Origin of the sequence: Streptomyces sp. NPDC051018 (assembly GCF_044456085.1) — a bacterium.
Lineage (GTDB): Bacteria > Actinomycetota > Actinomycetes > Streptomycetales > Streptomycetaceae > Streptomyces.
This window is the reverse complement of record NZ_JBITFN010000013.1, coordinates 84,614-107,093: the sequence shown is the minus strand read 5'-3', so window position 1 is coordinate 107,093 and position 22,480 is coordinate 84,614. Positions and strand designations below refer to the sequence as shown.

Here is a 22,480-nt window from a genome sequence, read left to right as displayed (position 1 = left end):
CTAACGCCCGGCCTCGTCCACGGCCGCCGCGATCACGGCGGCGACCCCGCGTACGACGCCGGGTTCGGCGAGCAGGATCCGGTGGTGCAGCCACAGCCCCCGGCTGCCGATGAGTTCGGCCTCGGGACAGCGCTCGGCGAGCTCCTCCACGGTGGCCTGTTCGGTGGGGCCCGTCCAGAAGCCGGCGGTGCGGTAGACGGGCGGGAAGTTGACGCAGGCGGGCACGTTGCGCTGCTTGAGCAGGCCGACGAGCCGGTCACGGGCCGCGGTGTCGAAGCGCTCGGCGTCCAGCGTGAGCAGATACATGTAGTACGGGTTGACGGTGACCCGGGGGTCGCGCTCCTGCGGCGCGACACCCTCGACCGGGGCCAGCAACTCGTCCAGCAGGGCGGCGCGTTCGCCCCGGGTCACCGTCTGTCCCGCCAGCCGGGTCAGCTGGGTGCGCAGGACGGCTCCGGAGAACTCGTTCATCCGCGCGTTCATTCCACCGGTCAGGTGCTGGTAGGTGGTGTCCTCCCGCGGCCTGCCCACGGTGTGCAGCAGATACGCGCGGTCGTACGACTCCCGGTCGGGGAAGGTCAGGGCACCGCCCTCGCCGGCGGTCATGAGTTTGCCGTTCTGGAAGCTGTAGCAGGCGATGGAGGCGTCGGCGCCGACCAGGACGCCGTCCCGGGCCGCGCCCTGGGCGTGCGCGGCGTCCTGGACGACCACGGCACCGAACTCGTCGGCGACCTTGTGCAGCGCGGCGAGATCCGCGACATGGCCGGCCATGTGGACCGGCATGATCACCCGGGTGCGCTCCGTGGCCACCGCACGCACCGATTCCCCGGTCAGACACTGGTGACCCGGGTCCACGTCGGCCGGCACGGGGACGGCGCCGGTGTTCTGCACGGCGAGTGAGGTGCTGACGAAGGTGAACGCGGGCACGATCACCTCGTCGCCGGGGCCGATGCCGTGTACCCGCAGGGCGAGTTCCAGGGCGTCGGTCCCGCTGTTCACCGCAAGGGCGTGGGGAGCGCCGTTGTAGTCGGCGAACTCCCGCTCGAACGAGGTGACTTCGGTGCCGCCTGCCCTCCACCACTGCCCCTGTTCGAGGGCCCGCAGCAGCGCGGTGCGTTCTCCGTCGTCGTACTGCGGCCACGCGGGCAGGTCGGCGGGACCGAGGGAGGGTGCGGGCTCCGTACCGGGGACGGGCGCGAACTCGTCGTTGATCGTCATGGGATGGGGTCTCCTTCTGTGGGGCGGGGACCGGCCTCCCGGCGGACCGGCCCGGCGGTCGGCCGGTGCCGGTCCCGGCCGGTGGCCGCACGGGATTCGGCCAGCAGCAGCGCGCCCTGGAGGGAGGCGCCGGCGCCGTGCACGGCCGGCGTCACCTCGGGCAGTGTGCTGCCGTGACGGATGCGATGGCGCAGCCGCGCGGTGAGCGCGGCGGCCAGGCCCACGGGCGCGGCACCGAGTCCACCGCCGAGCACCACCGCGGCGAACGGCAGCAGTTCGCCGATTCCGGCGACGGCCAGGGCGCAGGCGTCGGCGGCCGCGGCGAGTGCGGCGGTACGGCCGTCGGCCGTGGTGGCGCGGTGCAGCGCGGGGCCGGAGGCGTACGCCTGCAGACAGCCTCGCCGCCCGCAGTCGCAGGGACGCCCGTCGTCCGGGCGCACCACGAGGTGTCCCGCCTCGCAGGGCATGAGCTCGTCGAGGCGGGGCACGGGGGCCCCGGCGTTCCTCGGCGGCAGCCAGGCTCCGCCCACGCCGGTGCCGAGGCCGAGGTAGAGCAGTCCTTCGGTGCGGGGCCGGGCGAGTGCTTCGGCGTAGCCGGCGAGCAGGGCGTCGTCGTGGACGGCGAGTGAGTCTCCCCAGTGGTGGGCCAGTTGGGCGGGCAGCGGCCGGCCCCGCCAGGAAGGACGGCCCGGCCAGCGGCTGATCCGGCCGTGGGCGTCGAGCGTGGCCGGCAGGGCCACCACCGTGGTGCGGGGACGGGCGGCGCCCACGGTCCGCAGCGCGCGGTCGGCCGCCGCGGCCAGCTGCCCGAGATCGTCGTCCGGTGCGGCGTCCGGGGCCCATTCCACCCGGACGACCCCGCTGTCCACGCTGCCGCCGACGACTCCCGCGCCGGTCCGGCGAGCGCGTACGGCCGCCTTGGTGCCGCCGATGTCGACGGCCAGCACGACGTCGGGCCGGGCGGTGCGCGGCGGCGGGATCGGCTCGGGGGCCGGGTCCGGAAGGGGAACGGGGTCCCTCACCACCGTGCCCCGCCGTCCGCGCAGAGGGTCTGACCGGTGATGTACGAGGCCCCCGGCCCGGCGAGGAAGGCGACGGTGTCCGCGATCTCCGCCGCCTCGCCCAGCCTGCGCGCCGCCGTACGGGCGGCCGCCCGGTCGTCCTCCTCCGCGGAGTACACCCCGTCGGCGCCGGGTCGGGCCCGGATCGCGCCGGGGGCGACGACGTTCACGGTCACCCCGAACGGCCCGAGTTCCCAGGCGGCCGACGCCGCCCAGCCGGACAACGCGGCCTTGGTCGCGGCGTATCCCGGCTGCCCCGGCATGCCGGCCGTGCCCGCCCGCGAGCCGAACAGCACGATCCGGCCGTACCGGGCGCGCACCATCCGTTTGGCGGCGGCGGAGGCGAGTTGTTGCACGGAGCCGGTGTTCAGCCGCCACAGGCGGTGTTCCGCCGCGCTGTCGTAGGCACCGCTCAGCACCGGCCGACGAGCGGTGGCGCCGTGAGCGCACACCAGGATGTCCGGGGCGGGCCCCAGTTCCCCGACCCGGCCGAGGAGCGAGGCGGTCTCCTCCGCGTCCGCCAGGTCGGCCCGCAGAAACCTGGTTCCGGTCGCGGTGCCGAGCGGTTCGGTGCGTTCCGAGGGCGTGCGGTGGACGCCGACGACGGTCGCGCCCCGCGCGGCGAGCGCGCGGCAGACGGCTTCACCGAGATGGCCGGTGGCCCCGGTGACGAGGGCGACCCTGCCGTCCAGTTCGGTGGAGTGGTGATCGCTCATGAGGTCCCTCCGTGGCGGCCCGGCGGGGTACGGCCCGGCCCGGCGACGATCAGCGTGACGGCCGGGCTGCCGAGGTGCACCGTGCGGTGCACGGCGAATCCGGCGGCCCCCAGACCCGCGGTCAGCGTGGCCTCGGTGGGCCACGCCGATCCGCCGTGGGTGAGCCAGTCGAGCCGGATCTCCTGGGGCAGCCCGCCCGGGGCGTCGAGGAACACGTCGTCGATGAGCAGACGTCCGCCCGGGGCCAGCCGCGCGGCCAGGGCCCGCAGGTCACTGCCCGCCCCGGGCAGGTGTACGGCGTTGCAGACGACGACGAGGTCGAACAGTTCGCCGTCGGCCGGTGCCGGTACCTCCCCGGGTCCGCCCGGCTGCCCGGCACCGTGCGCGGACTGCTCCGCGAGGGTGCCGACGCGCAGCAGCCGTCCGGTCCTGGGGCCGCCGTGCGCGTGCACGTACCGGCCGGGTCCGCAGGTGATCTCCAGCAACCGTCCGGCGCGGGGGCCCGCCAGCCGGATCCCGATCCGGCTGCGGCTGTGCGCCGCCGGGGTGTGCATGGCCCGCTGGTACACCTCGCGCAGCGCGTCGTCGGGCCCCTCGGTGTCGAACGCGCGTCCCGCCGGTCCGCTCCGCGCGAGGGCGGCGAGCTGTTCCCGCGTGACCCAGGACCGGGAGAGCCGCTCCTCGAGCGTGAGAATGGCCATCACCCCGGCGTCACCGGAACCCGGCGCCGAAGCGTCCGGCCCGGCCGCGACGCCCCGGTCCGAAGCCACCGGAGGCGCCTGAGGCGCCGCGGTCGCCGGAACCACCGGTGGCACCGGAACCACCGGTGCCGCCGGATCCGTCGCAGCCGCCCGCAGCAGACCCGCGCTCTCGGCGACCTGGAGCAGCTGCTCGCAGACGTCCGCGTCGAGCCCCAGCTCCCCTGCGATACGGGCGGAGTCGGCGGGCCCCTGCCCGAGCAGTTCCACGACTCCCAGGTTGAGCAGCGCGAAGAGCAGTTCGCTGCGCTTGTGCGCCTGCGCGCACGCCACGAGTGCGGACTCGTCACCCAGGACGAGACGCCGCGCGGGCAACGGCTTGCCCGACCCTCCGCGCGGCAGTTCCCCGACCGCCCGGATGCGGTCCGGCACCTTGTACGGGGCGAGGTGGGCCTGCGCGTGGGTCCGCAGGACTTCGCCGTCGGCGCCGGTGCCGCGCAGGCTCACCACCTCGGCGCGCAGCCGGGTGGTGGGCCCGGTGGCCGTTCGCACGGCCACCGAGGTGATCCGCGCGTCCAGCACGTCCTCGTGGGACCGCAGTACGCTCTCCACCTCCTCGGGCGCGACCCACCGGTCGCCCCGGCGCACGGCCCGGCTCCGGCGGCCCAGGATCCTCAGCCCGTCATCCGGGTGGTAGCACACCACGTCCCCGGTGTCCCGCCAGCTCGGGTCCGGGTCCTCGGCCAGGGTGACGTGCAGCTCGCCCGCGGTTCCGTGCGGGACGGGAGCGCCGTCCTCCCCGACGATCCGGAAGCCGACCCCGTCCAGCGGGTGCCCGACCCGTCCGGCGGGTGCCCCGGCCGGGGCGCTGAACAGCGAACCGGTCTCCGAGGAACCGTAGTCACGGGCGAGCCCGATCCCGAAGGCGGCCCGGAACGCGTCGTCCAGGTCCTGGTCGACGGCGCCCGCGCCGACCATGGCCAGCCGCAGCGCGGATCCGGTGAGCGGGTTCCGGCTCGCGCGGGCGCTGAGCAGCCGGGCCACGGCGGGGACGAGGGGAAGCACGGTGGCGCCCTCCTCGATCTCCCGCAGCACGGCGCCGAGCGCGGCCGGCGGGTGAGCCCGGACGGTGGCCCCCGCCTCCAGGGAGGCGTGCAGCCAGCCCAGGGCGTACGCGTGCCACAGCGGAAGCGGCAGCAGCACCCGGTCCTCGGAGGTCAGACCCGCCCACGTCAGGTGCCGGCGGCCCTCCGCGTGCAGCGAGCCCACGGTGCGGGCCACGAGTTTGGGGGTTCCGGTGGTGCCGGAGCTGGGCAGCAGGACGGTGCGCGGACGGTACGCCGGTCCGTCCGCCGTACGCCGTGGCGCCACGGTCGCGGAGAACCCCGCTCCCCCGGTGTGCAGAATCCGTCCGCCGCCCGCCCGCGCGAGCCAGCGTTCGTGTTCGGCGGCGGGTGCGGCGGGATCGACGAGCAGCGGGACGGCGCCGGACCGGAGCACCTGCCGGTAGGTCTCGATCCAGTCGGCCCCGCCCCCTCCCGCGAGCGCCACGACCTCGCCGGGGGCGCAGTCGCCGCCGTGGGCCCCGGCAGCGACCGGCGTCGGCGGCCCGGCCGGATCGCAGGTCCCGGTGTCCGTCGTCCCGGTCACTTCCGCCCGGCCTGTTCTGCCAGGTAGCGCTCCTTGCCCTCGGCTATCAGCCGGCGGATCCCGGCCGGCGCGTAGGTCGGGGCGGAGCACAGTTCGTCGAGGGTGATCTCGTCGTCGAAGTACATGCTGAGGGTGTCCCAGGGGGTGAAGCAGCCCTTGCAGGCGTCGAGCCGGGGCCGGGGCGACAGCAGTGCCTGGTAGAGGCCGGTCTCACCGACCCGGCTCAGGGTGTCCTCCCAGTCGTCCTCCAGGAGGTTGCCCATGTTGGAGAACCAGATGTTCGGGCAGGGCGTCACGACGCCGTCGCTGAAGGTGGAGATCACCATGCGCGGGAGGTGGCAGCGGAAGGTGCGTCCGCCCTCCCGGTAGAAGCTCAGCAGGCGGTCGGTATAGGCGCGCGGCGGCAGCACGGCGGCGAACTCGTCGTAACGGGCCGCGAACTCCTCGATGTGGTGGACCTGGTCGGGTCGCACGGCGAACTGCCCGGAGTCGGGGCCGCGGACCGGGAAGGGGAAGAAGACAGGCGGCACGGGACGGTCCGCGAGCCAGGCGGCGAAGGCGGGGAGCTCGCCGACGCTGCGGTCGTTGAGCACTCCGTAGACCTCGACATCGAGACCGCTGTCGAGGATGGCGTCGATCCTCTCGACCACTTTGGCGTGCAGCTTCGCCGAGGCGACCCGGTGGGAGTTGCCGGAGTGCAGATGGCTGTCGAGCGAGACCTGGAGCACCACGTTGCCCCACTCGGCGAACGCGGCCAGGTGCGCGTCCCGCACCAGCACCCCGTTGGTCTGGATGACCAGCACCTCGTGCTCGGCGGCCTGTTCGCGCAGGAAGTCCATGACGCCGGCCACGAGGAAGATCTCGCCGCCGGTCACCTTCAGCAGCGGGACCCGGAAGGTGGAGTCGATGCGCCGGTCGATGAGGGGGAGCTGCTTGCCCAGCAGGCTGTCCGGCTCGTAGCTGTCGCGGGTCGGCGGCCGGAAGATCAGCTGCTCGGAGTGGGCCTGCTTCAGATTGCTCTGACCGGTGAGGCAGTACGTGCAGCTCAGATTGCATGAGTCCTCGTTCACCACGAGGTCGTTGCCGATGAGCCCGTCGATCATGTCCCGCCCCTTCGGTAGAGCCTGGGACGCCGATATTGACATCAGTCATTGACTACAGTCAATGCCGGGTAAGGAATGACTACCCAGCGCACGCGGGATCCGGAATAATGACCCCTGATCGAATCCCGCCAGGTGGCAACTGGAGTTACGCTTCACGACAAGTGGCATCAAGGGAACCGGGGGACCAGGGCCTGCGACCGGAAGGCCGGGGTGACCAGACCGCCGCCGGCCGGTCCCGGCGTTGTGTGAACGAGGTGAGTGAAGGTTGGGCACAGTGAGGAATCAGCACCCGGACTTCGGTCGGCGCCTGCGAGCGCGCCGCCGGGAACTGGGTATCTCCCAGCAGCAGTTGGCCGGCGACGTCGTGACGTCCAGCTATGTCTCACTGCTGGAGTCGGGCAAGCGCGCCCCGACCCTGGACGTCATCATCCACCTCGCCGACCGGTTGCAGATGCCGGTCGAGGAACTGGTCGGACAGAGCATCGCGGGCGCCATCGGCGCAGAGGCCTCCGCGTCCGGCACCGTTCACGCCAGTGTGTCCACGACTGTCCACGACATCCCCCCCAGGGCGAACGGAGCGGCGGCCGCGCGGCAGTCCGCGGCGCCCGCCCCGGCAGCGGCGGAACTCCGGCCGCCCCTGCAGATCCTCGCCGACAACGCGCTTCTGAGCAATGACTACGCACGGGCCATCGAGTTGCTGCGTACGCTCTACGACCGGCTCCGGGCCGAAGGCGATCTGACCAAGAGCGTGGAGACAGGATTCCAGCTGCAACGACTGCTCCAGACCCAGGGGGAGCACGAGCAGCGGCTCGATCTCCTGGAGGAGCTGATGGAGACCGCCGCCGACGGGGCGTCGCAGGTGGCGGTCGTGGCACTGTCCACGGAACTGGGCACCGCGCTGCGCGACACGGGCCATCTCGTGCGGGCGAGAACCACCCTGGAGCAGGCCACCGGACTCCTCCGGCCCACCGGTCTGCACGGCAGCTCCGAGCATGTGCGGCTGCTGGGCGCGCTCGTCTCCGTCCTGTGCGAACTGAGCGCCACCGAAGCGGTCCCCGACCTGGTCACCGAGATGCTGGCGCTGGCGGAGAACGCGGACACCCCGGGCATACTGGGCCGCTCCCAGTGGGTCGCCGCGATGGCCTACGACCAGCTCGGCCGCGGCGAGGAGGCGCGCACCTACGCGGCCAGGGCGCGCGAGAACCTGCCGCCCGCCACGATGACGCTGCGCGACTGGCTGCGCTTCTGCCGGTCGACCACGAGCATCCTGCTGAACACCGGCCATCTCGAAGAGGCCCACAACTGGCTGATCGGCGCCGAACACACCACGTCGCTGATGAACGTGCCGGCCGAGACGGCCGCGCTGACCGCGCTGCGCGCCCGGCACCAGGCGGCGCTCGGTCACCACGAGCGCGCCCTGGAGCTCTACTCGGAGCTGACCACCGACAACTCCCCGCTGTCCGGGCTTCAGCTGGCCCGGGTCTGCCTCGCCAAGGCGGAGGTGCTGCACGCCCTGAACCGGACGGCGGAGGCGCTGGAGGCCCTGCGTGCCGCCGCCGCGATCTGCGAGGAGAACGGGGCGTACCAGCTCGCCCTGCAGATGTGGCGCCGGATGGACGAGATCCGTCCGTCCTGAGGGTCCGGGGTCCGGGCCACTCCCGGGCTCCAGGCCGAAAGGGGTGAAGCGGCAATCCGCTTCACCCCTTCCGCATGCGGTGGTGACTACCTGGAGGACCCGGCCGGCACGGGTGCCGCCGAAGCCAGCCAGGGCCAGTCCTGCCCGGAGCGCCCCCCGCGAGCCCTCCAAGGCCAGTCCTGGTCCTCACTCGCGCCCGTACAGAGACCGCCGGTCCAGAGCCTGGCTCCGGTGTGGACGACATCCGGCTTCACCGCTCCCGTTCCGGCTCCCGTGACGATGCGGGAGTCCGTCGCAGCCCGGACGAGTGCGGGGGAACCCAGTAGTTCGGGATTCATCTGCCTGACACTCCTTACCTAGAGGTTCAGTCAAGCGAGACATTACTATAGTCATGACAGGCGGCATAGATGTTGCAAAGGGGGAGCCGTTGTCCCACACTTCGGGGAGCCCGACTTGACTATCGTCAGCATCCATCCCATCGAGAGGGAGGGCCGTCGTGGCCGATCAGGATCCCCTTTCCCCCCTGCGGTCCGCGCGCAAGATCCTCGCCGCCGTCGAGGCGGCGGAGGAGGTCGGTCTGCTGCACGCCGTGGCGCACGGCCCGGCCACGGCCGACGAGCTCACCGAGCGGCTCCGGCTGCACCGGGAGCCGCTCCTCGCCCTGCTGCGGATACTGGGCTGGCACGGCGTCCTCGGCGAGCGGGACGGCGGATGGCAGCTCACCGAGCCCTACCGTGATCTGCTGACCGGACCGCCCGGCCGGAGCGCCCGCCCCCTGCTGCGCATCGAGCGCTGGGCCGCCGAGGACCATCTCAACGCCGCCGGAGTGACCGCGGCCCTGCGGGGCCGGCGCCGCCCCACGGAGATCCCCGACGCGGAACTGCCCGCCCTCGCCGACGCCATGCTCACCGGGGCCCGCGCCTGCGCCCCGCACCTGGCCCGCCTGCCCGAGCTGCGCCACCGCACCGGCCTGGCCGACATAGCGGGCGGCAGCGGGGGCTACTCCATCACCCTGTGCCGCATGTTCCCCGGCCTGACCGCCACGGTCTACGACCGCGCGCCGATGCTGGAACACGCCGCACCGGCCGTCAAAGAGGCCGATCTCACCGACCGCGTACGGCTGGTCCCGTGGGATCTGCACACCGATCCGCTCGGCGGTCCGGGCGAGACACCGGGCGGCGCGCACGACGCGGCGCTGCTCTCCCATGTCCTGCATCTTCTCGACAGGCGGGAGCGGGTGCGGCTGCTGGCCCGCGTTCGCCGCATCCTCCCCGGGGGCGGACTGCTGATGATCCACGACTTCCTGTACGAGGAGCCGCCGGCCGGCTCGGCGCTGGCCGCCTCCGCCGTCGACTGGCTCTCGCTCGGCGCGGCCTACCACCCGGACACCGCCGCGCTCGCCGGTGAACTCGCCGAGGCGGGCTTCACCCTCCGGCGCACGGTACCGCTGAGCGCCCTGGGCACCACCATCGCCGTCGGCGAGCGGAACTGAAGGCCGTGCACATACTCGTGACCGGCGGAGCCGGATTCATCGGCAGCGCCTTCACCCGCGCCCTTCTCTCCGACGCCTACCCCGCGTTCGCCGGAGCGGCCGTGACGGTGCTGGACAAACTGACCTACGCCGGGAATCCGGCCAATCTCGCGCCCGTGGCGAACCACCCGCGCTTCCGCCTCGTGCCCGGTGACATCGCCGATGCCCCGCTCGTACGCGAGGTGCTCACCCCGGGCACCGTGGTGGTCAACTTCGCGGCGGAGACTCATGTCGACCGGTCCATCGCGGACTCGGGTTCCTTCGTGCACACCAATGTGACGGGCACCCACGTCCTGTTGGAGACCTCGCTCGAACGGGGCGCCGACCGCTTTCTCCAGGTGTCGACCGACGAGGTGTACGGATCCATCGACTCCGGCTCCTGGACCGAGCGGTCCCCGTTGTGCCCCAACTCGCCCTACGCGGCGTCCAAGGCCGCGGCCGACCTGCTCGCGCTCTCGTACTTCCGCACCCACCGGCTGGACGTCCGTATCACCCGCTGCAGCAACAACTACGGTCCGCACCAGCATCCGGAGAAGCTCATCCCGCGCTTCACCACCCTGCTGCTGGCCGGCCACACCGTCCCGCTGTACGGCGACGGCAGGCATGTACGCGACTGGCTGCACGTGGAGGACCACTGCCGCGGTATCCAACTGGCCCTGGACCGGGGCAGGCCCGGCGAGGTCTATCACATCGGCGGCGGTACCGAGCTGACCAACCGCCGCCTCACCCGCAAGCTGCTGGACGCGTGCGGCGCCGACTGGGGCGCGGTCCGTCATGTCACCGACCGCAAGGGGCACGACCGGCGCTACTCCCTGGACGACGGACGGCTGCGGGCCCTCGGCTACCGGCCGCGGGTGGACTTCGCCGAGGGGCTGCGGGCCACCGTCGACTGGTATCGCGCCCATCCCGGCTGGTGGACCGAGACCGCGGACGGTGCCCCGCCGGCCGGCGGACGGCCGCTCCCGGGCGGCGACCTGGACAGCGGCGAGAGGAGGAACACCCCGTGCGCGGCATCATCCTCGCAGGAGGCTCGGCTACCCGGCTTCGCCCGCTGACCCTGGTCTCGTCGAAGCAGCTCCTGCCGGTCTACGACAAACCCATGATCTACTACCCGCTGTCCCTGCTGATCGAGCTCGGGCTCCGGGAGATCCTGGTGATCTCCACACCGGAACACCGTGACCAGTACACGCGGCTGCTGGGCGACGGCAGCCGGCTCGGCATCCGCCTGGAGTACACGGTCCAGGACGCTCCCCGGGGGCTGGCCCACGCGTTGTTGCTGGCACGGCCGTTCATCGGCGGCCGGCGGATCTGTCTGGCGCTCGGCGACAACCTGTTCCACGGTCCGGATCCGCCCGGGCGGCTGCGCGAGAGCCTTGGCCGCCACCGGGGCTGCACCCTGTTCAGCCGCAAGGTCACGGAGCCGGAGCAGTACGGAGTGGCCACCGTGGACGCGCACGGCCGGGTGGTCGCTCTGGAGGAGAAGCCGACGCGGCCCCGCTCCGACCTGGCCGTGACCGGTCTGTACTTCTACGACAACGACGCCCTGGACAAGGCGGCGGCGCTGACTCCCTCACGCCGCGGAGAGCTGGAGATCACCGATCTCAACCGCTGTTACGTCCGTGAGGGGCGGGCTTCCCTGGTGGAACTGGGCGACGACTGGGCGTGGTTCGACACGGGCACGCCCGACAGCCTGCTCGACGCCGCCCAGTACATCCGTACGCACCAGCAGTTGCGCGGCCGGCCCATCGGCAGTCCCGAGGACGCCGCGTTCCGGGCCGGGCTGATCAGTCGCGAGGAACTGGTCCGGCAGTCCGGTCCGGTCCCCGCCCCCTCCTCCGCCGGCCCCCGGCGCGGTCTGCTCAGCGAGCACCGGCCGTGACCGGGGCGGGGACGGGGACAGGGACCCCGAGGGGCAGGGGCAGCAGCGGGGACGACCAGAGGAAGGGAGCCACCGTGGACGAGCGCAGAGCACGGATCCTGGCCGAGGTGCGCCGGCTCCACCAGGAGGAACGGCCGGAGGCGGAATTCCAGCCGGGCGTCACGGAGATCTGGCCCTCGGGCGCCGTACTGGACGAGAACGACCGGGTCGCGCTGGTGGAGGCGGCGCTCGGCCTGCGGATCGCGGCAGGCGCCGACTCGCGCAGATTCGAGGCCTCGTTCGCGCGCCGGCTGGGTCTGCGCAAGGCACACCTGACGAACTCGGGTTCCTCGGCCAACCTGCTCGCGCTGACCGCCCTGACCTCCCCGGCGCTCCAGGACCGCAGACTGCGGCCCGGCGACGAGGTGATCACCGTCGCCGCGGGCTTCCCCACCACGGTCAATCCGATCATCCAGAACGGTCTGGTGCCGGTCTTCGTCGACATCGAGCTCGGCACCTACAACACGACGGCGGAGCGGATCGCCCGGGCCATCGGGCCGCGCACCCGCGCCATCTCCATGGCGCACTCGCTCGGCAACCCCTTCGAGGCAGCCGAGATCGCCGAACTGGCCGACGCCCACGACCTGTTCCTGGTGGAGGACAACTGCGACGCGGTGGGGTCCACCTACCGCGGCCGGCTCACCGGCACCTTCGGGGATCTGTCGACCGTCAGCTTCTATCCGGCACACCATCTGACGATGGGCGAGGGCGGCTGTGTCCTCACCTCCAACCTGGCGCTGGCCCGGGTGGTCGAGTCGCTGCGGGACTGGGGGCGGGACTGCTGGTGCGAGCCCGGCGAGAACGACCGGTGCCTCAAACGCTTTACGTACCAGATGGGCACCCTGCCGGAGGGCTACGACCACAAATACATCTTCTCCCACGTCGGGTACAACCTGAAGGCGACCGACCTCCAGGCCGCTCTGGGGCTGAGCCAGCTGGCCCGGCTCGACGAGTTCGGCGCCGCCCGGCGCCGCAACTGGCGCCGGCTGCGCGAGGGCCTCGACGGGCTGCCGCATCTGCTGCTGCCCGAGCCGACTCCGGGCAGCGACCCGAGCTGGTTCGGCTTCGTGCTGACGATCGACCCCGGAGCGCCCTTCACCACGGCGGAACTGGTGGCGTTCCTCGAGCGGCGCCGGATCGGCACCCGGCGGCTGTTCGCCGGGAACCTCGTCAGGCATCCGGCCTACCAGGACGTACGCCACAGAGTGTCCGGTGAGCTGACCAACAGCGACCTCGTCACCAGTCAGACCATCTGGACCGGGGTCTACCCGGCTCTCACCACCGAGATGCTCGACTACGTCGTCGCCTCGATCAAGGAGTTCGTCGCGGCCCGCTGCTGACGGACAACGGACCGCCCCGGCCCCGCGGCCCGGTCGCCGCCACCCCCGGATTGGAGCACGCAGTGCGCGTACTGTTCGTCGTCTTTCCCCACACCTCCCATATGCACGGGGTCGTACCGCTGGCCTGGGCCCTGCACAACGCCGGGCACGACGTCCGGGTCGCCCTGCACCGGGACGCGCTGTCCCTTGCCACGGACGCCGGGCTGACCGCGGTGGCCGTCGGCACCCGCGAGCACCTCTCGGAGATCGTCGCGGCGAACCCGGACCCGAGCAGGCTGCCCAGGCTGAGCGGTTCCATGGCGCTGGACCTCACAGCGGGGCCGGGCCGGCTCCAGGCCCTGTGGATGCACTACACCGCGATGCTCTCGGGCTACCGTCCCGTCCTCCCCGACCTGGTGGACCTCGCCCGCCGCTGGAAACCGGACCTGGTGCTGTGGGATCCGCTGTGCGTGCCCGCGGCGGTGGCCGCCGAGGTGACGGGAGCCGCGCAGGCGCGCCTGTTGTGGGGCCACGACAACATCGGCTGGCTGCGCGGCAAACAGCTGGAGCAGCGTGCGGGAGCCGCCGGCGGCCGGGCGGCCCGGCCGCGCCGGGACCCGGTGGAGAGCCTGATGCGGCCGATGCTGGAGCCGTACGGTCTGAAGTTCCAGGAGGAACTGCTCCTCGGCCAGTGGAGCGTGGACCCGACCCCGAGCGGCATGCGGCTGCCGGCCCCGGCGCACTACGTGCCGATGCGCTGGGTGCCGTTCAACGGCGGTGCGGGCACGCCCGCCTGGCTGGACGAGCCGCCGCGCGGGCCCCGGGTCGCCCTGTCGCTCGGGGTGGGCGGCAGGGGCCGGCAGCTCTTCGAGGAGACGGGCGTCTCCTTCCACGACGTGGTCGCGGCCGTCGCCGGGCTGGGCGCCGAGGTCGTGGCGACCGGGCATCCGGGGCAGCCCGGGCCCGTGGGGGACCTTCCCGAGGGTGTGCGGGTGGTCGACTACATGCCGCTCAACCAGTTGCTGCCCACGTGTGCCGCGCTGGTCCACCACGGGGGTGCGGGCACGTACGCCGCGGCCGTGGCACATCGCGTTCCGCAGCTGGTCACTCCGGTGCCGTTCTGGTCGGAGGGCGAGGTGGCCCGGTACGTGACGGAGAAGGGCGCCGGACTCTCCCTGGACATCGCGGAGTTCGGGCTGAGCTCGCTGTGCGAACGGCTGGAGCGGATCCTCACGGAGCCGTCCTTCGGGGACGGCGCGGAACTGCTGGCCAAGGAGGCGCGGGAGGCACCGGGGCCCGCCGAACTGGTGCCGGTCCTGGAGGAACTGACCGTACGGCACCGGCGATGAGCGCCGCCGTGACGGCCGTACCGTACGGTGTCCCGCCGGGGGCCGCTCCCCGGCCGCGCCTGGACCCGTCCGTCGCGGAGCGGCTCGCCCGGTCCGCCGCCGCCCGGGAGGGTGCGCACATCGCGACGGCGGAGATCCCGGACTGGCTCCGCGAGCGGGCGCGGGCGCACAGCTTCCGGGTGCGGCGGATCCCCTTCGACGCCCTTCAGGGCTGGGCGTTCGAGGAGACCACCGGCAACCTCGTGCACCGCAGCGGACGCTTCTTCGCCGTCGAGGGGCTGGCGGTGTCCACCGGCCCCGACGGCACCGGCGCGGACACCACCGACGGCGGGCGCGGCGGGCGGTGGCAGCAGCCGGTGATCGTCCAGCCGGAGGTGGGGATCCTCGGGCTGCTGTGCCGGGAGATCGCCGGTGTGTGGCACTTCCTGCTACAGGCCAAGATGGAGCCGGGGAACATCGGCCCCCTACAGCTCTCCCCGACCGTGCAGGCCACCCGCAGCAACTTCACCAAGGTGCACCGGGGCGGTGGCGTGCGGTACGTCGAGTTCTTCACCGACTCGGGACGGGGGAGGGTGATCGCCGACGTGCTCCAGTCCGAGCACGGCTCCTGGTTCCACCACAAGGCCAACCGCAACCTGGTGGTAGAGGTGCAGGAGGACGTGCCGGAGCACGACGACTTCCGCTGGCTGACGCTCGGTCAGATCCACGCACTGCTGGCCCGTGACCACGTGGTGAACATGGACGCCCGCACGGTGCTGTCCTGCCTGCCCTTCGCCGACCCGCACCCGGACGCCCTGCACCGGGACGTGGAACTGGTCTCCTGGCTCACCGGGCTGCGCTCCGCGCCCGGGCTGCGGGCCGAACGGATGCCGCTGGCATCGGTATGTGACTGGCGCCGTCTGGCCGACCGGATCGAACACCGGGAAGGCCGCTGGTTCCAGGTGGTGGCCGTCGACGTCCGGGCGGACAACCGGGAGGTCGGACACTGGACGCAGCCGCTGTTCGCGCCGGTGGGCACGGGTGTGACGGCCTTCGTGCTGCGCCGATTCGGCGGAGTACCGCATCTGCTGGTCCGGGCCGCGCAGGAGGCCGGCTGCCGGGACACAGTGGAACTGGGCCCCACCCTCCAGTGCACACCCGGCAACCACGACACACCGCCGCCCTTCCTGGACCTGGTGCTGGGGGCCGGCCCGGACCGGATCGTCTACGAGGCGCACCACAGTGAGGAGGGCGGCCGGTTCCTGCGCGCCGCGACCCGCTGCCTGGTCGTCGAGGCGACGGAGGAGGAGGCGCCGCTGAGCGCCCCCGAGAACTTCCGCTGGGTCACACCCGGTCAGCTCACCGCCCTGGTGCGCCACGGTCACTACGTCAATGTGCAGGCCCGCACCCTGCTCGCCTGCCTCAACAGTTCGCTGAGGCAGGACTGATGGACACCGTACGGTTCGGAGTCCTCGGCTGCGCCGGCATCGCCCGGCGCCGGATGCTGCCGGCCATGGCCGCCGACCCCGGGATCACCGTCACGGCTCTCGCCTCGCGCCGCCCGGCGACCGCGGACTCCTGGGCCGCCGAGTACGGGTGCGCCCCGGAGTACGACTACCCGGCCCTGCTGGACCGTGGCGACGTCGACGCGGTGTACGTGCCGCTGCCGGCGGCGCTGCACGCCCGGTGGACCGAGGCCGCGCTGCGGGCGGGGAAGCACGTCCTGTGCGAGAAGCCGCTGACCACCGACGCCGGACGGACCGGTGAGCTGCTCGCACTGGCCCGCGTCCGGGGTCTGGTCCTGGCCGAGAACGTGATGTTCGTCCACCATCCGCAGCACGAGACCGTACGCCGTCTCGTGGCCGACGGCGCGATCGGCGAACCGCGCTCGCTGCACGCCGCTTTCGAGGTGCCGCCCCTGCCGGAGGACGACATCCGGCACCGCCCGGACCTGGGTGGCGGTGCCCTGTTCGACGTCGGTGTCTACCCGGTACGGGCTGCGCTGCACCTGCTGGGCGGACCCCTGACCGTGGTGACCGCCGAACTCACCCACTCCCCCGTCCACGGGGTGGACATGGGGGGCGGGGCCGTGCTGGCCGGCCCGGGCGGGGTCACGGCCGAGCTCTCCTTCGGTCTGGACCGCCCCTACCGCTCCCAGTACGTGCTGCACGGCAGTACGGGCCGCCTCACGGTCGACCGTGCCTTCACGCCGCCCGCCGGACACCGTCCGCGGATCCTTCTGGCGGACGGCTCGGGCGAACGCGTCCTGGACCTCGCGGCGCACGACCAGGTGGCCGCCGCTCTGGCGGCCTTCACCGCCGCCGTCCGCACGGGCCGCGGCCCCGACCCCGTAGTCCTCGACGAGGCGGTGCTCCTGCGGGACATCCGCCTGACCTCATCACGGAGGCCGATGTGATCAATGTGTTCCAGCCGAGCCTGGGCCAGGAGGAACTGAGTGCCGTGGCGGAGGTGTTCGCCGACAACTGGCTCGGTCACGGGCCCCGCACCGGGCGCTTCGAAGCGGAGTTCGCGGCGCATCTCGGGGTGCCGGCGGAGCAGTTGATCTTCATCTCGTCCGGGACGGCGGGTCTCTACCTCAGTACGGAGCTGCTGGGGCTCGGGCCGGGGGACGAGGTGGTGATGCCCACGATCAGTTTCGTCTCGGCCGGCAACGCCGTGGCCGCGACCGGCGCCCGTCCGGTCTTCTGCGATGTGGACCCGCACACCCTCAACCCGACCGCGGAGCACGTCGAACGGATGCTGACCGACCGCACCCGGGCCGTGCTGGTGCTGCACTACGGAGGACATCCCGGGGACATAGCCGCGATCGCGCGGCTGTGCGAGGAGCGGGGCGTACCGCTGATCGAGGACAGTGCGTGTTCGGTCGCCTCCCGGGCCGGCGGCCGGGCGTGCGGCACCTTCGGCGCGCTGTCCGTGTGGAGCTTCGACGCGATGAAGCTGCTGTCCACCGGAGACGGCGGCATGCTCTACGTCGCCGACCCGGAGCTGGCCGCCCGGGCCCGCCGTCTGGCGTACCACGGCCTGACCCATGTCAGCGGCCTGAGCGCGGCACAGAGCGCCCGGGCCGCCGGAACGAAGGACGCCACGGCCGCGGAGACGGCAGAGGCCATGGAGACGGAGGCGTCCGCTCCGCTCGGGTCCGGTGTCCACGGGCCCGGGGCCCGGGTGCCGGTGCGCTGGTGGGAGCTCGACGTGCGGGACTTCGGCCGGCGCGTGGTGGGCAACGACCTCACCGCGGCGATCGGCAGCGTGCAACTGCGCAGGCTGGACGGATTCCTGGCCCGGCGCCGGGCGATCTCGGCGGCCTACGACCGGCTGCTGGCGGGGCTCGACGGCGTACGGCTGCCTCCCTCCCCGCCCGCGGGGCACACCTCCTCCCCCTACTTCTACTGGGTGCAGCTGGCCCCCGGCGTACGGGACGCCGTCGCCTCCGACCTGCTGGAGCGCGGCATCTACACCACCTTCCGCTATCCGCCGCTGCACCGCGTGCCCGCGTACGGGCCCTGCGACCAGTTCCTGCCGGGCGGCGAGCACGCCTCCGACACCACCCTTCTGCTGCCCCTGCACCAGGGGCTCGACAACGCGGACGTCCTCCGGGTCGCGACCGAGTTCCGTGCCTCGGTCGAGGCCCGCCGCCCGGTCCGGGCCGGGGACGCCGCATGACCGGGTCACCGGCCGGACGGTGGTCCGGGCGGACCGTGGTGGTCACGGGCGCCGCCGGCTTCATCGGCTCGCACTTCGTCGAGGCGCTCCTGGCCCGGGGCGCGTACGTCGTCGGCCTGTACCGGCGGGACAACCGCGGGGTGCTGTCCCAGCTGCCCGTCTCGGACCGGCTGCGGACCGTCCGGCTCGACCTGGTCGACGAGGCGGCGCTGAACGGCGTCCTCGCCGGCACACCCGGCGGCACGGCGACCCTGGTCCACTGCGCCGCCCTCACCGGCGACCTCGTGTACCGGCGGGCCCGTCCTGCCACGGTCCTCGACGCGAATGTGCGCACGGTGTCGAACGTGCTCGGCTGTGCCCTGCGGCACGGCGTCCGCGACACCGTGCTGCTCAGCTCCGGCGAGGTCTACCTCAGGGCGACCGAGCGGCCCACCCGCGAGGAGGACGACTTCCGTACGTCCCTGCCCTACGCCCCGGACGGCTACTACCTGTCGAAGAACTTCGCGGAGATCCTCGCCGGGACGTACCGCGAGGAGCACGGGATGAACATCTTCTGTCCCCGGCTCACCAGCGTCTACGGTCCGCGGGACGACTTCGGGGCGGACACCGCCCGGGTGGTGCCGCGCATGTTCGCCAGGGCCGCGGCGGGCGAGGCCATCGAGATCTGGGGCGACGGCAGCCAGACCCGCACGTATCTGTACGTCACCGATCTGGTCGAGGCGACGATCCAGATGGTCGAGCGGGGCACCCACCACACCGTGAACATGGGCAGCGCGGAGACGGTCACACCGGTCCGGCTGGCGCGGCTGGTCTGCGCCGCGCTGGGCCGCCCGGAGCGGATCACCTTCGACCGCGGCCGGTCGGGCGGACGGTCCCATCGCACCTTCGACCTGCGGAAGATGGGCGAGGTGACCGACTTCCGGCCGCGCGGACTGCGGGAGGGACTGCGGCAGACCGCCGACTGGTACCGGAAGCACGGGGCGGCGCCCGTGTGAGGGCGGTCATATGCGTTCCGGCGCGTACGCACCTCCCGTCGGCGACGGATCGAACTCACCACATCGGACAGGGACCGGCCGAGGTCCGGACCCTCGACAGAAAGCTGCCTGACATGTCACATTGCCGTATATGCGGTGGCCCGGTACGGGAGTTCTTCGACTTCGGGCGCCAGCCGGTGTCGGACGTGTTCCCCCGGCCCGAGGAGATCGGCACGGAGCACTTCTACCGTCTCGCCGTCGGGTTCTGCGACACCTGCACGATGGTGCAGCAGTCGCAGGAGGTGTCGCGGGACCGTATGTTCCCCGCCGACTACCCCTACCGGTCCTCGGGTTCCGCGCTGATGCGCCGCCACTTCGAGGCGACCGCCCTGCACTATCTGGAGACGGAACTGCGCGGGGACGATCCGTTCTACGTGGAGATCGGCTGCAACGACGGCATCATGCTCGGCTCGGTCCGGGCGGCGGGCGTACGGCATCTGGGGGTGGATCCCGCCGAGGACGCGGCGCGGGTGGCCGGAGCCGGGGGAAGCCGGGTGCACGTGGGATTCTTCGAGGAGTCGACCGGGCACCGGATCCGGGAGACGGAGGGAGCCGCGCGGCTCGTCTTCTCCGCCAACACGATCAGCCACATCGCGTACGCCGACTCGGTCTTCGCGGGTGTGCGCGCTCTGCTCGCCGAGGGCGGTGTCTTCGTCTTCGAGGACCGCTACCTCGGCGACATCGTCCACCACACCTACTTCGACCAGATCTACGACGAGCACTTCTACCTGTTCTCGGTGCGCTCGGTGCAGGCCATGGCCGAGACCTACGGCTTCGACCTGGTGGATGTCGAGCATCTCCCGGTCCACGGCGGCACCATGCGGTACACGACGGCCCGGGCGGGTGAGCGCACCCCACGGGAGTCCGTGCCCCGGCTGCTGGCCGCCGAGCGCGAACTCAAGCTCGCCGAGTGGTCCACGTACGAGAGCTTCGCCGCGAAGATCGAGTCCAACTGCCGGGAACTCATCTCGCTGCTCGTGGACTTGAGGGAGCAGGGCAAGCGCGTGCTGGGCTACGGGGCGACGTGCAAGAGCGCGACGGTCACCAACTACTGCGGTATCGGGCCCGATCTGGTGTCCTTCGTCTGCGACTCCACGCGGGAGAAGCAGCACCGGGTGACGCCTGGTGCCCACATCCCGATCCGCCCGCCGGAGTCCTTCGCCTCGCCGTACCCGGACTACGCGGTGCTCTTCGCCTGGAACCACGCGGAGGAGATCATGGCGAAGGAGCAGGAGTTCAGAGCCGCGGGCGGCCGGTGGATCCTCTACGCGCCCGACGTCCGCGTCGTCTGAGCGGTCCGGCGCCGTCGCCCGGGGTCCTCACAGGTCGCCCGGTGTGTTCGGACCCGTCCCGGAGAGCCGTTCCCGGACGTGTTCGCGGAGCCGTTCGCCGGCGGCGGGCTTCGTGGACCTGGGGCGTCGCGCCATGAGCTCTGCCTTCCCTTGTGCCACCGGAGCCCGATACCGGCGGTGAGGTCATCGGCTCACGGGGGTGAAGGTGACCGGGAGGGCCTGGGGGCCGCGGAACGTCGGGGCGTAGCCCCAGTCGACCTCCTCGCCCGGGATGTCCAGGGTCAGGTCCGGCAGGCGGCCGAACAACGTGGTGATCGCGATCTCCGTCTCCAGCTTCACCAGATGGCTGCCCAGGCAGGTGTGCGTGCCGTGGCCGAACGCCAGGTGCGGGCGGGCGTCCCGGGTGAGGTCCAGGGCGCCGGGGTCGGGGAACCGGTCCGGGTCGCGGTTCGCCGCCGCCAGCGACAGCAGCACCACGTCGCCCTCCGCCACCCGGGCGTCCGCGATCGTCATGTCCTCGACCGCGTACCGGTACTCCGCCACATGCGACGGCGAGTCCAGGCGCAGCAGCTCGTTGACCGCCTGGGACCAGTCGATGTCGCCGCCGAGCAGGGCGGCTCGCCGGCCGGGGTGGGCGAGCAGGCGCAGGACGGTGGTACCGAGGAACTGGATCGTGGTGATGTGACCGGCGCCGATCAGCGTCATGACCATCACCTCCAGCTCGTCCCCGGTCAGCGCGCCCGACTCGATCAGCCGCGTCGGCAGGTCGTCCCCCGGGTGCGCGCGTTTGTAGGCCACCAGCTTCCGGACGTAGTCCAGCACCTCGGCCAGTTTCACCTCGTCACGCGGCTGCTGGAACTTCGCGCGGTACCACATGTCCAGCACGTCGGCGGCGGGTGCGCGCTCGGCTTCCGGGATGCCGAGCAGGTCGTGCATGACGGCGACCGGGACCTGTCGGGTGTACTCGGCGACGAGGTCCGCGCGCCCCCGCCCGGCGAACGACTCGACGGCGTGCGCGCAGGTCCGGGCGGTGCGTTCGCGCAGGCGGGACACCGCGGCGGGGGTGAACGCCGAGGCGACGAGACGGCGCAGCCTGGCGTGTCCGGGTTCGTCCAGATTGGACAGACCGGGCGGGTGCGGGTCGGGGTTGACCGGGGCGCCGCTGCCCAGGCGGCGGTCCGCCAGGCAGGCGCGGACGTCGTCGTACCGGGTCACCAGCCACATCCGGCCCGGGATGTGCGGGCCGCCGACGGGGCAGACCGGGTCGTGCTCGCGCAACCAGGCGTAGCCCGGGTACGGGTCGGCGGTCACGACGGCCGGCCGGCGATCAGCAGCTTCTCCAGCGGGGACGCGGCGAGCGGCACGACCCGCGTCTCGGTGAGCCCGGCCTCGCCCAGCCATGCCGCGAGGTCGGCGTAGCGGTGCAGGCCGCCGCCCTGGCCCTGCCACAGGGTCAGGTCGAACGTGCCGAGGAACCCTCCCGCGGCCGGGCCCAGCCCGGCCGGTGGTTCCCGGTCCTGGTCGAGGATGGCGATGCTCCCCGTGGGGGACAGCGATTTCGCCGCGCGCCGGAGCAACTCGCGGCATTCCTCGGGTTGGTGGGCGTGCACGACGTTGAACAGCAGCACCAGGTCGTACCCGGAACCCAGGTCGTCGGTGAGGTAGTCGCCCGCCCGCGCCGTCACCCGGTCCGGCGGGGCGTCTTCGCGGAGGGCGGCGATCGTCTCAGGCAGATCGAAGACGGTGGCCCGCACGTCCGGGCGACGGCGGCACAGTTCGACGGTGTGGTCGCCGTGGCCTCCCCCGATGTCCAGGACGGTGGCCGCGGGAGGCAGCGCGGCGGCGATGCCGTCGGCCAGGTCCGCGGCGGCGGCGGCGAACATCCGGCGCAGGCGGGCCGCGGTGGCGGGGCGCTCGCGCAGCCAGGTGTAGAAGCCGCGGCGGGGCGTGCCGGTGCGGATGGTGTCCTCGACGTCGGCCCAGTACTCGAACAGCACCTCGTGCCAGAACAGTTCGACGTCGACCGGACCGGGCGTGGCGGCGATCGTGACCCCGTCGTGGTCGTCGTCATGCCGCAGGTAGCCGAAGGTCACCAGGACATTCACCAGGCTGCGCACCCCGGCCGGGTCACCGCCGATCGTGGTGGCCAGCTTCTCGACCGGCAGCGGGCCGGCTTCCAGCGCGGTGAACACCCCGAGCCGGACACCGGCGATCATGGCCCGGTACCCGGCCGCGCCGAGCCGGTCCAGTACCGGAGCCGGGACACCAGGGGATTCTTCGGACAAGGGCATG

Annotated in this window: 18 protein-coding genes; 11 read left to right on the top strand and 7 right to left on the bottom strand. The window is 72.6% G+C overall.

What is annotated here, in order from left to right; all coding sequences use genetic code 11:
• From ACIBCM_RS22680 to ACIBCM_RS22660, 5 genes are read right to left on the bottom strand one after another with little or no spacing between them, the layout of a single operon-like run.
• Positions 1–1,218 carry a DegT/DnrJ/EryC1/StrS family aminotransferase gene (locus ACIBCM_RS22680; protein WP_399245908.1) on the bottom strand — a complete coding sequence of 406 codons (1,218 nt, stop codon included), beginning with the start codon at positions 1,216–1,218 and terminating at the stop codon, positions 1–3.
• Complete coding sequence (locus ACIBCM_RS22675) at positions 1,215–2,240, bottom strand: ROK family protein (protein WP_399245906.1); 1,026 nt, start codon at positions 2,238–2,240, stop codon at positions 1,215–1,217. Before ACIBCM_RS22675 ends, ACIBCM_RS22680 begins: the two co-directional genes overlap by 4 nt.
• A complete protein-coding gene (locus ACIBCM_RS22670) occupies positions 2,237–2,995 on the bottom strand; it encodes an SDR family NAD(P)-dependent oxidoreductase (RefSeq protein ID WP_399245904.1) in 759 nt (252 codons plus the stop codon). Before ACIBCM_RS22670 ends, ACIBCM_RS22675 begins: the two co-directional genes overlap by 4 nt.
• On the bottom strand, positions 2,992–5,343 hold the full coding sequence (locus tag ACIBCM_RS22665) for an AMP-binding protein (protein WP_399245902.1): 2,352 nt from the start codon (positions 5,341–5,343) through the stop codon (positions 2,992–2,994). Before ACIBCM_RS22665 ends, ACIBCM_RS22670 begins: the two co-directional genes overlap by 4 nt.
• The gene (locus ACIBCM_RS22660; protein WP_399245900.1) at positions 5,340–6,446 is read right to left on the bottom strand and encodes a radical SAM protein; all 1,107 of its coding nucleotides are present in this window, start codon (positions 6,444–6,446) and stop codon (positions 5,340–5,342) included. Before ACIBCM_RS22660 ends, ACIBCM_RS22665 begins: the two co-directional genes overlap by 4 nt.
• 274 nt (positions 6,447–6,720) lie before the next feature.
• On the opposite strand from ACIBCM_RS22660, the gene ACIBCM_RS22655 reads away from it, so the two are divergent.
• The 11 genes from ACIBCM_RS22655 to ACIBCM_RS22605 all read left to right on the top strand — a co-directional run bounded on the left by ACIBCM_RS22655 (position 6,721) and on the right by ACIBCM_RS22605 (position 20,188).
• Entirely contained in the window at positions 6,721–8,082 is a 1,362-nt protein-coding gene (locus ACIBCM_RS22655) for a helix-turn-helix domain-containing protein (protein ID WP_399245898.1), read from the top strand.
• A gap of 496 nt (positions 8,083–8,578) precedes the next feature.
• Entirely contained in the window at positions 8,579–9,574 is a 996-nt protein-coding gene (locus tag ACIBCM_RS22650) for a methyltransferase (protein ID WP_399245896.1), read from the top strand.
• Between the two features lie 5 nt (positions 9,575–9,579).
• Positions 9,580–10,668, top strand: coding sequence for a dTDP-glucose 4,6-dehydratase (gene rfbB / locus ACIBCM_RS22645; RefSeq protein WP_399245894.1), 1,089 nt, complete (start codon positions 9,580–9,582; stop codon positions 10,666–10,668).
• A complete protein-coding gene (locus tag ACIBCM_RS22640) occupies positions 10,617–11,492 on the top strand; it encodes a sugar nucleotidyltransferase (RefSeq protein ID WP_399245892.1) in 876 nt (291 codons plus the stop codon). Before rfbB ends, ACIBCM_RS22640 begins: the two co-directional genes overlap by 52 nt.
• Before the next feature lie 74 nt (positions 11,493–11,566).
• Positions 11,567–12,871, top strand: coding sequence for a lipopolysaccharide biosynthesis protein RfbH (rfbH, locus tag ACIBCM_RS22635; protein ID WP_399245890.1), 1,305 nt, complete (start codon positions 11,567–11,569; stop codon positions 12,869–12,871).
• A gap of 62 nt (positions 12,872–12,933) precedes the next feature.
• Complete coding sequence (locus ACIBCM_RS22630; protein WP_399245888.1) at positions 12,934–14,199, top strand: nucleotide disphospho-sugar-binding domain-containing protein; 1,266 nt, start codon at positions 12,934–12,936, stop codon at positions 14,197–14,199.
• Positions 14,196–15,626: an NDP-hexose 2,3-dehydratase family protein gene (locus tag ACIBCM_RS22625; protein WP_399245886.1), complete on the top strand. Its 1,431-nt coding sequence runs from the start codon at positions 14,196–14,198 to the stop codon at positions 15,624–15,626. The genes ACIBCM_RS22630 and ACIBCM_RS22625 overlap by 4 nt, the downstream gene beginning before the upstream one ends.
• Positions 15,626–16,594 (top strand): Gfo/Idh/MocA family protein, encoded by a 969-nt coding sequence (locus tag ACIBCM_RS22620; protein WP_399245884.1) that lies wholly within the window; start codon positions 15,626–15,628, stop codon positions 16,592–16,594. The genes ACIBCM_RS22625 and ACIBCM_RS22620 overlap by 1 nt, the downstream gene beginning before the upstream one ends.
• Entirely contained in the window at positions 16,591–17,862 is a 1,272-nt protein-coding gene (locus tag ACIBCM_RS22615) for a DegT/DnrJ/EryC1/StrS family aminotransferase (protein ID WP_399245882.1), read from the top strand. Before ACIBCM_RS22620 ends, ACIBCM_RS22615 begins: the two co-directional genes overlap by 4 nt.
• Complete coding sequence (locus ACIBCM_RS22610; RefSeq protein ID WP_399245880.1) at positions 17,859–18,857, top strand: NAD-dependent epimerase/dehydratase family protein; 999 nt, start codon at positions 17,859–17,861, stop codon at positions 18,855–18,857. The genes ACIBCM_RS22615 and ACIBCM_RS22610 overlap by 4 nt, the downstream gene beginning before the upstream one ends.
• A 113-nt stretch (positions 18,858–18,970) precedes the next feature.
• Entirely contained in the window at positions 18,971–20,188 is a 1,218-nt protein-coding gene (locus tag ACIBCM_RS22605) for a methyltransferase domain-containing protein (RefSeq protein WP_399245878.1), read from the top strand.
• Positions 20,189–20,371: 183 nt separating this feature from the next.
• Here ACIBCM_RS22605 and ACIBCM_RS22600 read toward each other — a convergent pair whose 3' ends face one another.
• Positions 20,372–21,499 (bottom strand): cytochrome P450, encoded by a 1,128-nt coding sequence (locus tag ACIBCM_RS22600; RefSeq protein WP_399245876.1) that lies wholly within the window; start codon positions 21,497–21,499, stop codon positions 20,372–20,374.
• On the bottom strand, positions 21,496–22,479 hold the full coding sequence (locus tag ACIBCM_RS22595) for a methyltransferase (RefSeq protein ID WP_399245875.1): 984 nt from the start codon (positions 22,477–22,479) through the stop codon (positions 21,496–21,498). The genes ACIBCM_RS22600 and ACIBCM_RS22595 overlap by 4 nt, the downstream gene beginning before the upstream one ends.
• Position 22,480 lies beyond the last annotated feature (1 nt).